The organism is Levilactobacillus brevis (assembly GCA_021383565.1).
Classification (GTDB): Bacteria; Bacillota; Bacilli; order Lactobacillales; family Lactobacillaceae; genus Levilactobacillus; species Levilactobacillus brevis_B.
Map to the genome: position 1 here is coordinate 2,340,517 of CP079699.1, position 14,622 is coordinate 2,355,138.

Here is a 14,622-nt window from a genome sequence, read left to right on the forward strand (position 1 = left end):
TGACGGCACGTATTTAGTCCGCGCGTTGGGCCAAACGCCGGTAATAATCGATGGAATCGGGTTCGAGGTGGAGCGCCGCAATCGCTTCGCGGTCGGACATCTGGGGGTGTCGCCGGAGATAGTTAACTAAATAACCTTGGTACAGCACGGTCGGGCTCAGAGCGAACCCAACGACCGCCTCGTCGGGTTTCAAGTACTTGTGTAGGCCGGGCAATGTTAAGTGGGGATCGGCCGCCGCCCGTTGCTTCAAGAACCAGTCATTGGACTGGAAGCGTTGTTGGAGCGGTGCCAAAAAGGCGCGGAGTTCCGTCAAAAAGCGCTGCGCGGCGGGAGACCAGTCGTGCGGGTCCAGCTTGGCCGTGAAATGAGGTTGCAGGAAGGCCTGAACCGGATAGCCCTGTGCCACCAATAAGAGGGTCAGCCGGGTGTAAACGTGGAGCCGGCCGTCAGCCAGCAGTTGGTCGAGGTCATCGACCCAGCGGTAATTCAGCGGCTGAGGGGCCTGCTTGGGCTTACTCTTCAGATCGAGGGTGGGGAGGTAAGGTGTCCAGTGGTGGGAGAAGAGAAATTTAAAATACACGTTGAGGTGAGATAACACCTTATTATAGGTTTGATTTTGAATTTGCCGCGCGTCCACCAGCATGGCCAGGTACTGCTCGACATCGGGTGTTTGGAGCTGATTCACGCGGTGGTCGCGTTGATAGGTGGGGTTGAAGTTCTCCAGGTATTTAAAAAAGTCTGTCAGCGTGGCGTTGTATTCATCCTGGGTCGCCTGGGCCATAGATCGCTGGCGGAGCGTTCGGTTGAAGGCGTCTTGATAGGGATAGGATTGAGTCATGGGCAACACTTCCTTTGCTAAAAATTACGTTAACTTAGACAATCAACCACAACCGTTAAGTCGTGGCATTCGAGCGGTTAAGCCGAGGTCGTTTGCGCGGCCCGGACTTTTTGACGTAGTTGTTCTTTTTGGTCTTCGTTGATAAAGGCGGCATCGATGGCGTTGAGCGTCAGGCGCTCCAGTAGTGACCAGTTCAGGCCGAATTGCTTACGTAGTGTGACGAATTCATCGGTCAACGTGACGTTGGACACGGTCCGATCATCGGTGTTTACGGTGACTTTCAGGCCGGCACTGAGAAATTCCGAGAGGGGAAAGTCCGCCCAGCTCTGAACGGCCTTAGTCTGGATGTTACTGGTCGGACAAATCTCAATGGTGGCGCCGGCTTCCTTCGTTTGCGCGATGGCAGCTGGAAAGCCACTCATGTGGACACCGTGACCAATGCGTTTGGCGCCCATGGTCAGGGCTACGACCACGTTGTCGACGGGCCCTGCCTCGCCCGCGTGAAGGGTAAAGGGCAGACCCGTCGCTTGTCCGGCACGGATGGCGTCGACCAGGTCGATCGTCGGATGATTGTATTCATCGCCGGCGAAGTCCAAGCCGACCACCCCCTGATCCTTGAACTCAGCGGCGGTTCGGAAGACCTCGATACACTCGTCCAGCGGCCGATCACGCATCGCACAGATGATGGCGTTGACCGGCACACCGAATGCCTGAGTCCCCGCGTGCAGGCCGTCTAGCGTTGCCGCAATGGCATCGCGGATGGATAAGCCCTTGGCAGTGAAGATGGCAGGGGCAAACCGTGTTTCTAAGTAAATCAAACCGTCCTGAGCGGCGGTCTGAACCATGTCGTAGCCAGCGATCCGGAGTTGTTCCGGGGTCTGCATGAGATCGGTAACGACTTGGAATCGTTTTAAGTAGTCAATCAGACTGACGGTGTCGATGGGTGCCGATACCAAGGTCCGGAGCGCCGTGTCGCTGGCTGGCAGCTCGGCACCGGTCACGGCTGCCATTTTACGGAGCGCGGGGAGCGAAATCGACCCGTCGAGGTGGCAGTGCAATTCAACTTTGGGGTACTGACGAACAGCGTCTGCGGTAAAAGGGTTAACTTGAGACATGGTGAGGTCCTCCTTTGGAATAATGGTGCTTCCGTTAATTATACCATGATAGCGCTTAACTAATCGACTGCGCCGGGGATAATTTTGACGCGTAATCGGTGCTAGTAGCGGCCGGAGGTGATGCTTAGTCTTGAGGTGTGCGGTCGGGGTGGGGGGTTCCCACGGTTTGCGATTGTAAAAGGTAAGTCACTGAACAAACCGGTGCATAAATTAGGCGTAAACATAATGGTTGATGGCGCTTTTTCATGACGAATGGATTGCAAATTTTACAATTTCAAAATTTAGGTAAAAGTCATTGTTTCTGGTGAATAAACATTATAGAATTGATTTAATTCAATTGGCGAGTCACGCCTCACAAGTTATCCATGGGTGGCGAGCCCATAATTTTTAAAACAAAAGTTAATACATTAAATAGCGAAAGCGCTCAAATGTTTAGTTTGGGGGACAAAGGTAACGTAGAAGAGAAGGAGTAATGGCAATGAATCATTTCAATACGGAGCTGACGCGCATGGGGTTGCGGCAGCAACGGGCGGGGAAACGGCGTTACATTACCGGTTTTGACGGTATTCGGACGCTGGCCGTTCTGGGCGTCATCATTTACCATTTGGCGCCGTCGACCTTGCAAGGGGGATATTTGGGTGTGCCCATCTTCTTTGTGGTGTCGGGGTATTTAATTACATATTTATTAATTCAGGAGTTTGATGTTTCGGGTAAGATTGATGTTCTGGGGTTCTACAGCCGCCGGGTCAAGCGGCTGTATCCGGCGCTGGTCGCGATGATTTTAGGCACGACGGCGTACATTACCCTCTTTCAGCGGAGCCTGTTGGCCAATATTCGGGGGACTGTGCTGACCAATCTAATCTACGGCTACAACTGGTTTGAGATCAACCACGGGCAATCGTACTTTGACCGGTTCAGCGGGGAGTCGCCGTTTACTCACCTCTGGTCCCTGTCGATCGAAGGGCAATTTTACTTGGTCTGGCCGTTGGTAGTGCTGGGACTCTTGTTGTTCGTGCGGCATAAGTCGCGGCGGTTGGCGATTCTGCTGACCGTGGCGGTGGCCTCGGCCTTGGCCATGGCGTTGCTGTACAGTCCGAATAATCCCAACCGGGTTTACTACGGGACGGACACGCGGATGTTTGCGATTCTGATTGGTGCGGGGATGGCCTTCGTTTGGCCGGCGCATAAATTAAAGGCGGACATTCAGCGTAATCAACGGTTGACTCTCGATGTGCTGGGGGGATTGTCGTTGCTGGCCTTGATTTACCTCTTCTTTACAATGAGTGGTCAGGCCACGAGCACGTATCGTGGCGGGATGTTCTGGTTCACGGTTCTCTCCGGCATTCTGGTGGGGACGGTTGCCCATCCGGGAAGCGATATGAATCGAATTCTGACGAATCCCGTTTTCAGTTACGTCGGGAAACGCAGCTATGGAATTTACCTCTACCAATTTCCGGTAATGATTTTCTACGAGGCTAAGGTGAACATTGGCAATCACCCGTTGCTCAATGCGCTGGTGGAAGTGGCCCTTATCATGGTGATTACGGAAATGAGTTACCGCTGGATCGAAAATCCAATGCGGCATTACCATTACGGGCAATTGACCGGCGATGTCGTGCGTTACCTGCAACAGCCACGGGCACACCGGTTTGTTAATACGTTTGGCGTCGTAGCGGCCGTGCTCTTTGGCCTGACGGCAGTCGGCTTTGTCCAACAACCGGCAGCGGCGAAACCCACGGCTCTGCAGAAGACGATCACGGCGCGACAGGCGGCCACGAAGAAGCAGAATGCGGCGGCGGTCAAGAAACAAAAGGCCTTAGCAGCGGCGGCTTCGAAGAAGAAACACGATAAAGCCGTGGCCTTCTCCAAGCTGTCAGCGGCGGATAAGAAGTTGTCCAAGCACTATTTCTTAACGCCAGAAGAGGTGTTGAGCAGTAAGCAGACGCCATTGACGGCGATCGGTGACTCTGTGTTGCTGGATGATTCTGGTGACCTTCAGGACGTCTTTCCGGGCGCAATCGTGAACGGTAAGGTGGGTCGACAAGCGGCCGACATGAAGGACGTCATCACGGCGATGGCACAGCAGGGCCAGCTGGCGAAGAACGTTCTGATTAATATCGGGACGAACGGTTATGTCACGCCGGAACAGGCCGATGACATCGTGCACGCGATTGGCCCGGATCACCAAATCTTCTGGGTGACGGCCCACGTGCCCACGCGTGAATGGCAGAACTCCGTCAACAATCGGATTCATAAGACGGCGGACAAGTACCACAACGTCCACGTGATTGACTGGTACACCGCGGCGAAGAACCAGCCCAAGTGGTTTGTCAGTGATCATGTCCATCCAAATGACTACGGAAACCGCTACTACACGTCGTTGATTGCCAAGGCAGTCGCTAAGGAAAATAAGTAAACTGATTAGACGTTGACCACCCGCTATTTCTAGCACGTTTGTGTGAGAAATAGCGGGTGGTTTTGTCATTCATGAAATCTGGTGTGAGCGGTATGACGGTGCGCCAATGCATCGCCGATTAGCCCTTTAAAGGGTCATCAACCTGATTCATTTGTCACCACCGAATATTCTCAGATGACATCAATGACCACTCAAAATGTTAGTTCCCTGACTTTACCGTTAGGCCGCGTTTTTTTACACTTTTTAGGCCAAAATGAGCGCTCATTTCGGTCGGCAAAAAAAGACCGTGGTAAGATACTATTTGAGTTCAGGGATGAATTCAAAAATTTACTGGGGGTAATTGTTATGATGAAAAAAGTTGCAATGATCGCGGCCGCCGCTGCGATGGTATTACCATTGGGGATGGGTGCCATTGCTCCCGCAAATGACAGCGTCACAGCTTTTGCGGCAACAAAGACAGCAGCTAAAAAGGTCACCCACACTTTAATTAGTGCTAAAACCATCAAAAAAGCGGCTTACCACGTTAAGAGTGGCAAACCAGCACTCTATAGTGCAAAGTTTGCGGCAGACCAGGCAAAGGTTACGATGACCAAGAAGGGCACCTTAGCAGGGAGCAAGACTTACTACGCAACCAAGAAGATTGTGGTTAAAGTCAAGGCAACGAAGACCACTAAGGCTAAAAAGGTCACCTACGCTTACATCAAGACAGCTAACGGCAAGACAGCGGGTTGGGTAGCACTTTCCAAACTGACTGCCGGCAAGTTCATGGCTGCTGATGGTAAGGCCGATGCCAAGAAGGCCGCAGATAAAGTTGCAGCCAAGACCTACACGCTGGTTAGTGCTAAGAACCTGAAGAAGACCGCGTTCCACTTCAAGGGCAACACACCAGCATTCTACTCCGGCAAATTCGCCGCTGACAAGTCCAAGGTTACGTTGACGAAGAAGGGCTTATTGCCACAAAGCAAGACCTTCTACGCAACCAAGACAATCACGATTAAGAAAGCTAAGAAGAACGTGAAGTACAACTACGTAACTAATGGCAAGACGAAGGGCTGGGTTCTGGCTTCCCAACTGACTGCTGGCAAGTTCATGGCAGCTGATTAGTCGCACTCCAGTATAATTTAAAAAACGGATGGCTGAGGCCGTCCGTTTTTTTTGAGCATTATTAGGTAAATACCAAACAAATAGGGTAAAGACATTAAGTTGCAGTCTTTACCCTGTTTGTTTTGGGGCCAATAGAACTTTAGTAGCTACTTCGACTTGTCCTCTTTAAAATAGATAATTGTCTTATTTCTTATACCCAAAGTTAGGAATCCCATTCCACCGGTGACTCAGCCAAATTGCGGCTGCTTTAGGTTCCCGGGAACGGGTGAAAATCCCTTTCTTATTTCCTTGAACGCGGTTGATACCGAACTTGGTTTGGAAGTCGGCGAAGTTCCAGAGCTGTTCCCCCACGAAATTGTCGATCTTGTCGAAGATCTTAGCGTTCATGTCGTAGTAGTTCACCTGATATTCCTCGGAGAACGGCTCGTTGTAGGCGCTGTGAACGCCGGCAACCGTATCGGCCCCGAATTCGGTGAACATGATCGGCTTATCCGGCCACTTTTCCTGCCACGTGCGGAGCTCGGCTTCTTCGGCCTGCGCGGCGGCTTTCAAGTCACCCGTTTGTAGGTACCAACCGTAGTAACGGTTCAGCGTCAAGAGGTCGGCGAGGTCCGAGCAGTTGTCGCGGTCCGGTGTGGACATCATGATGTTGATGTAGGTGCACGGCCGATCCTGAGGGTCGAGGCGCCGCGCCAGGTTAAATAACGGCTCGAAGTAATCGTGGGCGCCGGGAAGGAAGGTGGCCGGTTCGTTAGCAATCGACCAGATGACCACGGACGCGTGGTTCTTGTCGCGACCAATCATTTCTTCCAGCGCCTGTTTATGAGCGGCTTGGGTCTGGATGGTTGACCAGAAGGGGTTATCGGTATTCTTGAAGGCGCTGGACACGTCGAAGTTAAAGTCGGGCATCAACCCAACTGCGGGAACCTCGTCAATGACGACAATTCCCTCGCGGTCACACAGCCGCATCATTTCTTCGGAATATGGGTAGTGCGATGTCCGGAACGAGTTGGCCCCAATCTTCTTTAAGAGGTTCAGGTCCAAGACGTTAACGGCTTCATTCATGCCGCGACCGTTGACGTAGGAGTCCTCGTGCTTGCCGAAGCCCTTGAAGTAGAAGGGGTGACCGTTGATTAAGAATTTACCGGCTTCAATGGCGACGGTCCGAATACCGAACGGCTCCGTATAACTATCGATGACGGTACTGCCGTCCACAATCTCAACGCGGGCCTGGTAGAGGTAGGCGTGAAGGGGTTGCCACAGGTGGACGTTATCCAAATGAATGGTGGTTGATGCGCCCGCGGCCGTGGCGACAACGGTATCGGTCTCGTCCAAGAGCGTGACCTTGACCGTTGCGGCTGTCGTGGTTTTTACGTTAACCGCGATGTCGGCACTCTTGGTGGCTAGGTCGACATCCGGGGTGATGGTGACATCCTCCACGCGGTTCCACGGTGTCGCCAAAAGATTGACGTTGCGGTGGAGACCGGCGTAGTTGAAGAAGTCAAAGTTTTCATCGACGTGGGCGACGGTGTGGCCGTCCGCGTCTTTAGTTTCCGAGTAATTGCCGACGGGTAACGTGGTATGGTCTAAGAGGTTGCTGAGTTTGACGGTCAACCGGTTGGTTCCAGCGTGCACCTGATCGTTGATCGGCAGCTCGAACGGGGTGAAGCCACCCTTGTGGTGACCGACCGCGATGCCATTGACGAAGACCCAGGCTTCATGGGTGGCCGAGCCGAAGCGCAGACTGAGACGTTGGTCCATCAGTGCGGTTGGAACGGTAAAGTCGCGTTCGTACCAGAAGTAGCCACTGTGGTTGCGTAGCTCGGGATTCGCCGTTTGGTCGTTAAAGGACGCGGGAACGGCCATAACATCGCTGGTCTTCAGTGGGGTTTCGGGGCTAATGGTTTCGCCAGCCGCCTGCATCTTGAAGGACCAGATGCCATTGAGGCTCAAAACGGAACGGGTAGCGGTCATCAAAGGGTATAACATGCAAATCACTCCTCAAAATATTTCGATTGTCATTGCAATCGCTTACAAAAAGAATAAACTAAACTTAGTTGATTGGCTTTAACAATATTATGGTTTTCAATACAATCTTAACTTTGCTTGAAATTATTTTTCAAAAATGAGGAGGATGACGCGATGCAGTGGGCAGAAATGAAAATGATCGCCGCCGATTTAGCTCAAATCAGTGGGGTGTCCATGCGGTTGTGTGATACGCAGTTGACCACCCTGCAGCTGAGCGGAGACGATGCCCCATTCCCCGTCTTCCGGACACTGCCCACGACTTGCCAGCGCGTGGAGCGGGCGATTACTGCTCAGGGAGACTTCCTGGCGCTGGGGATTTTTGTGGATCAGCGGCTGATGGGCTATCTGATTGCGGGGCCGTGTGTAACCGAGAGTCATCGGCTAGCCCGGATTATGGGCCGGTGTGTGCTGGGGGCCGGGTCCGAAGTGACGCTTCACGACGACCACATCAAGGTGCCGCCGTTGGCCGTGGACCTAGCGGCGACGGATAGCGATAACGATGCCATGGTGGCCCGGCGCTATGCGAGTCAGAACCGGCTCATGGCGACGATCACCCAGGGAGATACGGCGCGGTTACCGGAGATGTTGGCCAACACGCGTAGTTTAGATATTGAGACGTTCTTCTCGCGGGTCCCCAATCGGCGGTTGCGATCGGCCAAGAACATTCTCTACGTCTTTAATACCATGTGCCGGATCGCGGCCGAGCGTGGCAATATCAGCCCGGTGATTTTGGACCGCGTTTCCAGCCACTATGCCGTTGAGATTGAACAGCTCCGGTCGCTGGCACACCACCAGCGCCTGACGGATGAGATGGCGATGCAATACTGCGAAATTGTGGCCGCTCGTCGTGAGAATCACTACAGCCGTAAGGTGAATCAGGCCCTACAATTCATCTATCGCCACTATCAAGCGGATCTGAGTCTAGCGGAAATCGCCAGCGCCGCGCAGGCCGCGCCAACCTATCTGTCACGACGCTTCAAGCAGGAGACTGACGAGACCATCTTTGAATTTATCAACCGGTACCGCGTGCAGATGGCCCAGCAGTTCCTGCGTCACCGCCCCGAATCCGTGACGGACGTGGCGTTTCGCGTGGGTTTCAACAACGTGACCTACTTCAACCGTACGTTCAAACGGTATACGGGGATGACACCGCTGGCCTATCTGCGCGGTAGTACACCGACTGTGCAGAAGTAAGGGTGGTCCTGAACCATTTGGCGGTTAAAACGAAAGTTCTAGGCGGTAGCGACCAGTCATGTTATGCTGAAACAGCATAACCGGCAGAAAACGAGATTATTGAAAAACAAATAAACGACGTAGCGGTTCGATTGGCCACCATCAGCCGTGAGAATTTACCGTCAATTTAGACTGTCAATTGGACAATTACAATTACAACACGCCCTGTCACAATGGCCGGTAGATTAAGGTTTCCTTGCGTTTCTTAGAAGTTGCTAATTAGTTCATGTAAACGCTTTACAACGATTGACTAAGCAAGCATAATGGGAGGTGTAAAGGGCTCAAAGAATCTACGGAGGTGTTTTTGATGGTTAAAACAAAAGCAGTAATGATCGGTGCCGGTTTATCTAACATGGCCGCAGCGGTTTACCTGATTCAAGAAGGCCATTGGCGCGGTGAAAATATTACGTTTTACGGCGCTGATATGCACGGGGCCAACGATGGTGGCGAGACCAGTGACTTCAGTGATGAGTACTGGAACAAAGAACACCCGTTGGATAACCGCACGGGGTACGTTGCCCGTGGTGGCCGGATGCTGAATTACCGAACGTACGTTGATTTAATGGACTTACTCGACCGGATTCCTTCGGCGACCGAGGAGGGCATGACCGCGGCCGAAGATACCCGCGATTTCGACGCGCATCACCGGACCTATGATATTGCCCGGTTGATGGAAGGCGGCAAGGGAATCATCGACGGCGGCAAGCTGGGTCTGAACAATAAGGACCGGGTCTTGCTCTCCAAGTTGGTCTTAATGCCGGACGAAGAAGAAACCAAGTTGGACAACGTGACGATTGCCGAGTTCTTCAAGGACGATCCGCACATGTTCCAGACCAACTTCTGGTACATGTGGGAAACCACGTTCGCCTTCCGGATTCAAAGCTCGGTTCAAGAGCTACGCCGTTACATGCACCAGATGATTTATGAATTTACGCAAATTGAACACTTGGTTGGGGTTGACCGGACCCGGTACAACCAGTTTGAAAGTATGATGCTCCCGCTGATTAATTACTTAAAGGATGAGGGTGTGACCTTCATTTCCAACCGGATCGTGACGGACTGGGAGTTCGCCGACAGCGCCATGCAAGACGAAATCACGGTAACCGGCCTGCACGTGAAGAACGTGGAAGATGATACCGAAGAGGTCGTCAAGATTGACGACGATACGGCGGTGATCTTCACCAACGGCTCCATCACCGACTCCGCGACGATGGGGGACTACAATACCCCAGCACCGGAAAACATGGAATACGGCATCAGTGCCGCACTGTGGAAGAAAGCCACGGAACGGTTCTACAACTTAGGGACGCCGGATAAGTTCTTCGACGACCGGAAGAATTCCGAATGGGTCAGCTTCACTCTGACCACGAAGAACCATCTGTTGTTGAACGAAATTACGCGGATTACCACGCAGGTTCCGGGGAATGCGCTGAACTCCTTTATTTCAACCACGCCAATCACCCCATTAGGGCAAAAAGACGTGAACATGTCGATTGTGGTGCACCATCAACCCCACTTTACGACTCAGAAGCCGAATGAATCAGTTATTTGGGGCTACTTCCTGTACCCACGGCGTCAGGGTGAATTTGTCCACAAGCAATACATCAAGATGACTGGGAAAGAAATGGCTCAGGAATTGATCGGGCAACTCTCCAAGGTTGATCCGGGACCAAATAACATCAAGAATCATGAAGCCGAGATTCTCGACAGTATTATCAACAACATTCCGGTCTACATGCCATACGCTTCGGCCCTGTTTAATAACCGGGCGAAGAGTGATCGGCCAGAAGTCATCCCAGCACACTCCACGAACTTGGCCTTCACCGGTGAATTCGTTGAGCAGCCATATCAGATGATCTTCACGGAACAGAGTGCTACTCGTTCTGGTGAAATTGCAGCCTTCCACTTTGCGGGCGTGCCAATGGATAACTTGGTTGACACACCACGCTACGATAAGGACCCGAAGACCTTGATGCGGGCTACCAAGAAGATGTTTAGTTAACACACAGGTTGTGTGGGCAAGAGAAGCGGGCGGAAACCCGCTTTTCTTTTGGCAAAATTGCTAAATTACCCCAATTAGGCGTAAAAAAGTGGGCCCGGAACATGTTGTCCCGAACCCACAAGCTAGTTTGGATTTGTGGCTATCAGCTCGCCATATCGTTCACGTTGACCCGATGCTGCTTGGTTCCTTGCCAGAACGGTACCTTCACGACGCCCATGATTTTATCGGCGTCGACATAGCCCCAGGCGCGGCCATCTTCGGAAATACTGCGGTGGTCACCGAGCACGAAGTAGTGGCCCTTAGGCACGGCATTGCCCTTGTAAGACCAGTTGTGAGCCTTGGCCAGACTGCTGAGCGTCCAGTTACCCGTGCCCGCAGTTCGTTCGGATTGGCTGATAAACGACTGATTAATCTTCCGGTTGTTGACGTAGATGTAGCCGTTCTTGCTGACGACCTTGTCGCCCGGCATCCCAATCACGCGTTTCACGTAGTTGGTGTTCTTCGCGGCGTTCGGGTCCTCGCCGTACGCGTCAAAGACGATGACACTTAGGGGCTTCACCTTGAGTGGCTTGACCACGATCATCCGCTCGGTGTCGGCCAGATTGGGTTCCATGGAGCCACCGGAAACCTTGACGACTTCGAAGCCGTACGTCCGCACCAAAAAGACCAGAACGATAGCAACCAGAATGGGTACGATCCAGCTTAAAATATTGCGTATTACTTTCATGTTTACAAAGCGCTCCCCTAGATCAGTTTAATAGGGCTAAGTGTACCACGCGCCGGCCACGAGGTTGGAAGTTTAGCGAAAAGTTAAAGAAAACCCTAGAAATTTTGGATAAATGGTAGCGCTTTCTTTAGAACTATGCCACAATTAAGGGGCACTACTAGAGACAGGCTAAGGAGGAAACACCATGGCAGAGCTAGAAGAATTATTGCAAGTTGCGACCGATATGTTGGACCGGGCCTACACGCCCTATTCCCACTTCCACGTGGGGGCAGCGGTCGTGGGTGCCAGCGGTAAAATATACGGGGGCTGTAACATTGAAAACGCATCGTACGGCCTAACCAACTGCGCCGAACGCACGGCCATTTTCTCAGGCATCGCTGCGGGTGAGAAGAAGTTCACGGCGCTACTCGTGACCGGGGACACGGAACAAGCGATTGCCCCCTGTGGCGCGTGCCGGCAGGTGATTACCGAGTTCTTCGACCAAGACGCAGTTATTTACCTGACCAACCAGAAGGGCGCATTGGCCGAGACCACGGTTGCGGGGATTTTACCCGGGGCCTTTCTGGAATTAAAATAATCAAAGTGAAGTTACATACGGAAGCGACTGTCTTCCGGTTAGCTAGATTTAGGTCACCAGAGCTTGAGAATTTTATCTCAAGTTCTTTTTTGTTGTGCTCAAACGAGCGTAAAATACTATTTCAAATAAATTACTTTGACACACACAGTAGTATGTGATACATTAGTTCCATCGAAGACCAACGAAAGGGAGTGGCATCATGGCTGAGGTGATCTCAAAGGATTTAATCCGGGGCCATACGGATACAATTGTGTTAAACATTTTGCAGCAGGGTGATAGCTACGGGTATCAGGTGGCCAAGCGGGTGCGCGAGCTCAGCCAGGGCCATTATGAGCTAAACGAAGCGACATTGTACACGGTGTTTCGGCGTCTAGAAAAGAACGGCGCGTTGACGGACTACTGGGGTGATGAGACCCAGGGATCGCGGCGAAAATACTACCACGTCACGGCAGTGGGGCAAAAGATGTTGACCGAGAAGACGGCGGCCTGGCGATTTGCCAAGCCAATTATTGATGAACTGATTACCGGGCAGATTAGCGAGGAGGAGTAACAATGGACGATATGACGATGGATATTCGAACGCGATTAGATGAACGGTTCCGCCAGTACCAACCTTCACGGGCGTTGACGGAATTAAAAGAAGAGTTAGTCTGCGATCTCACCGAGGCCGTGACGGACAAGATCAACCAGGGGATGGACGCGTCCCAGGCCATTGATGAGGCCATGCAGCAGCTGGGCGACATCGACACGCTCCTCAAGGAGGTGGCCGATGAAGACGCCGCGAAACAACAGGCTAAGGCCGACGACGCTGGTTCGCAGTCGGCGTCTCATTCCCACGTTCAGATTGGCAAGCTCCACATCACGGACGATCAGGTTACCTGGGGCGATCACGTCGTCGTTGATGGGGACAGCGATAAGGTAGATTTGGGTAAGTTGGTGCAGGTCGACGGCGACCACGTTTCGGTGGGCAACGGTTTCATCGACGTGAATGGCGACGACGTCAAGATTAACGGTGAGCGACCGCAGCGGGCGTACGTTGGCTCACTGAAGTTGGTCAACACCCAGTCTTTCGCGGTGACCGACCTTACCGAACTAGAGATTAACTATCCGGATGCGGCCGTTAAATTGGGTCAGGCCAGCACTGACGAAATTGTGGTCAACGAGTATATGAGCCGGGACAGTGACCGCTTTTATCTGCGTAGCCGGCAGTATGGCTCCCGGTTGGAATTGAACCAGGGTGATCGGCCCCGGCTCTGGCCACTCCACGTTCGAACCGAAATCTTTGTTCCCAGCAACTTAAAGGGGCGAGTACATGTGCACGCCGGCAACGGCAGCCTGGAGATCAGCGATTTACGGTCCAATGCCGACTTTGACATTCACGCGACGAACGGCGCCATTCGCGCATTTAACAACCAGCTTATGAACTTTGAGATTCGAGCAACGAATGGGTCCGTCCGGGTGGACCAGTTGACCGCCCTAAATTACCGGCTGACGAGTACCAATGGCGCCGTCACGTTGGCCAACGTCAAGGGTACCGGGAAGGTTGAGTCGACCAACGGCGCGATTCGACTGACCGATCACGCGGGCGATGTGGCCCTGAATTCACGCAACGGGGCCATCAAGATTGACGGTCAACGCGGACAGGTTGACGCGACATCCCGTAATGGTGCGGTGCGGGTTCAGGGCTTGTCCGGCGGCGGTCAATTTCATTCGGGCAACGGTAAGGTTAACGTGGGCCTGACCGATCTGACCAGTGATGTGACCATCACCGGGAACGCCAGTGTTCACGTGGAAGTGGGGCCCGGGACGGCTTACCGCTTGGACGTGCGCAACGACGACGGGTCCGTTCGGGTACCGCGGTTGGCGCAATTAACCCTGGATGATAGCCACCACAAGATTGGCACCATCGGGGACGCCCCTACCCAAACCATTAAAGTTGATACGGTTCACGGCAGTATTCGCTTGGACTAAGATAAAAATCCTCCTAAATCATAATGATTTAGGGGGATTTTATTTTTTAGGGTAATAATTTCGTGGAAAAGCGATTGAACCCCTTCAATGAATTAAACTATGCAAAATTCCAATTGTTACCAGCCCTTCCAAAATGGGGGACAATTTTTAAGGCATGAAGCGGTATAATCAGGGGGAGTTCACGGGAGCTTTTCCGTTTTTTTAGCGGCTAAATAAGGGGCGTGAAAGGGGAGACAACGCAGAAAAGACGGTGGTTATTGCCAATTGTAAATAAAATCCCAACAATTTACTAAAAAAAGGTTTATTTTTTCGGCAATAGAGGCGATACTAGAGGGAGTTACCGAACGGGAGAGTCATAGAGATACCACCAAGATTGAAATTGGTGTAGTTGGACTCGGCTGATTTGTGTGAGGGGAATTTCACGCGAATGGCCGGCCGCTAGACCAAGATACACGGTGGTCGGGGAAACGTAGTCAACGGTTCCCGTATAGGTGATGTTGTGAATATTTATTGTTGTAATCTGATTTTTTTGATAAGCAGTTTGGAGTAGTGTCTTAATTTGTTGGTGAGCCTGGGTGAACATTTTTATCACGTCCTTGATGTGAAGATTA

12 protein-coding genes are annotated in these 14,622 nt (G+C 52.2%); 7 read left to right on the forward strand and 5 right to left on the reverse strand.

All coding sequences use genetic code 11. The features are described from left to right. Positions 1–13: 13 nt before the first annotated feature. Together KB236_10845 and add are read right to left on the reverse strand one after the other, a co-directional pair. Positions 14–838 (reverse strand): site-specific integrase, encoded by an 825-nt coding sequence (locus KB236_10845; protein UIF29001.1) that lies wholly within the window; start codon positions 836–838, stop codon positions 14–16. A 77-nt stretch (positions 839–915) separates the two neighbouring features. Continuing rightward, positions 916–1,953, reverse strand: coding sequence for an adenosine deaminase (gene add, locus KB236_10850; protein UIF29002.1), 1,038 nt, complete (start codon positions 1,951–1,953; stop codon positions 916–918). A 478-nt stretch (positions 1,954–2,431) separates the two neighbouring features. Between add and KB236_10855 the strand changes: the two genes are divergently transcribed. Both KB236_10855 and KB236_10860 read left to right on the forward strand, forming a co-directional pair. Continuing rightward, positions 2,432–4,369 (forward strand): acetyltransferase, encoded by a 1,938-nt coding sequence (locus KB236_10855; protein UIF29003.1) that lies wholly within the window; start codon positions 2,432–2,434, stop codon positions 4,367–4,369. A gap of 345 nt (positions 4,370–4,714) precedes the next feature. Further along, a complete protein-coding gene (locus tag KB236_10860) occupies positions 4,715–5,473 on the forward strand; it encodes a hypothetical protein (GenBank protein ID UIF29004.1) in 759 nt (252 codons plus the stop codon). Between the two features lie 183 nt (positions 5,474–5,656). Here KB236_10860 and uidA read toward each other — a convergent pair whose 3' ends face one another. After that, a complete protein-coding gene (uidA, locus tag KB236_10865) occupies positions 5,657–7,462 on the reverse strand; it encodes a beta-glucuronidase (GenBank protein UIF29005.1) in 1,806 nt (601 codons plus the stop codon). A 153-nt stretch (positions 7,463–7,615) separates the two neighbouring features. Between uidA and KB236_10870 the strand changes: the two genes are divergently transcribed. After that, entirely contained in the window at positions 7,616–8,695 is a 1,080-nt protein-coding gene (locus KB236_10870; protein ID UIF29006.1) for a helix-turn-helix transcriptional regulator, read from the forward strand. Positions 8,696–9,041: 346 nt separating this feature from the next. Beyond that, positions 9,042–10,736 (forward strand): oleate hydratase, encoded by a 1,695-nt coding sequence (locus tag KB236_10875; protein ID UIF29007.1) that lies wholly within the window; start codon positions 9,042–9,044, stop codon positions 10,734–10,736. A 142-nt stretch (positions 10,737–10,878) separates the two neighbouring features. On the opposite strand, the gene lepB is transcribed toward KB236_10875, so the two are convergent. Next, on the reverse strand, positions 10,879–11,463 hold the full coding sequence (gene lepB / locus KB236_10880) for a signal peptidase I (protein UIF29008.1): 585 nt from the start codon (positions 11,461–11,463) through the stop codon (positions 10,879–10,881). Positions 11,464–11,647: 184 nt separating this feature from the next. Between lepB and KB236_10885 the strand changes: the two genes are divergently transcribed. The 3 genes from KB236_10885 to KB236_10895 all read left to right on the forward strand — a co-directional run bounded on the left by KB236_10885 (position 11,648) and on the right by KB236_10895 (position 14,011). Further along, a complete protein-coding gene (locus tag KB236_10885) occupies positions 11,648–12,040 on the forward strand; it encodes a cytidine deaminase (protein ID UIF29009.1) in 393 nt (130 codons plus the stop codon). Between the two features lie 199 nt (positions 12,041–12,239). Continuing rightward, positions 12,240–12,590 carry a PadR family transcriptional regulator gene (locus KB236_10890; protein ID UIF29010.1) on the forward strand — a complete coding sequence of 117 codons (351 nt, stop codon included), beginning with the start codon at positions 12,240–12,242 and terminating at the stop codon, positions 12,588–12,590. A 2-nt stretch (positions 12,591–12,592) separates the two neighbouring features. Further along, positions 12,593–14,011 (forward strand): DUF4097 domain-containing protein, encoded by a 1,419-nt coding sequence (locus KB236_10895; protein UIF29011.1) that lies wholly within the window; start codon positions 12,593–12,595, stop codon positions 14,009–14,011. Positions 14,012–14,348: 337 nt separating this feature from the next. Here KB236_10895 and KB236_10900 read toward each other — a convergent pair whose 3' ends face one another. Next, positions 14,349–14,594 (reverse strand): hypothetical protein, encoded by a 246-nt coding sequence (locus KB236_10900; protein ID UIF30362.1) that lies wholly within the window; start codon positions 14,592–14,594, stop codon positions 14,349–14,351. Positions 14,595–14,622 lie beyond the last annotated feature (28 nt).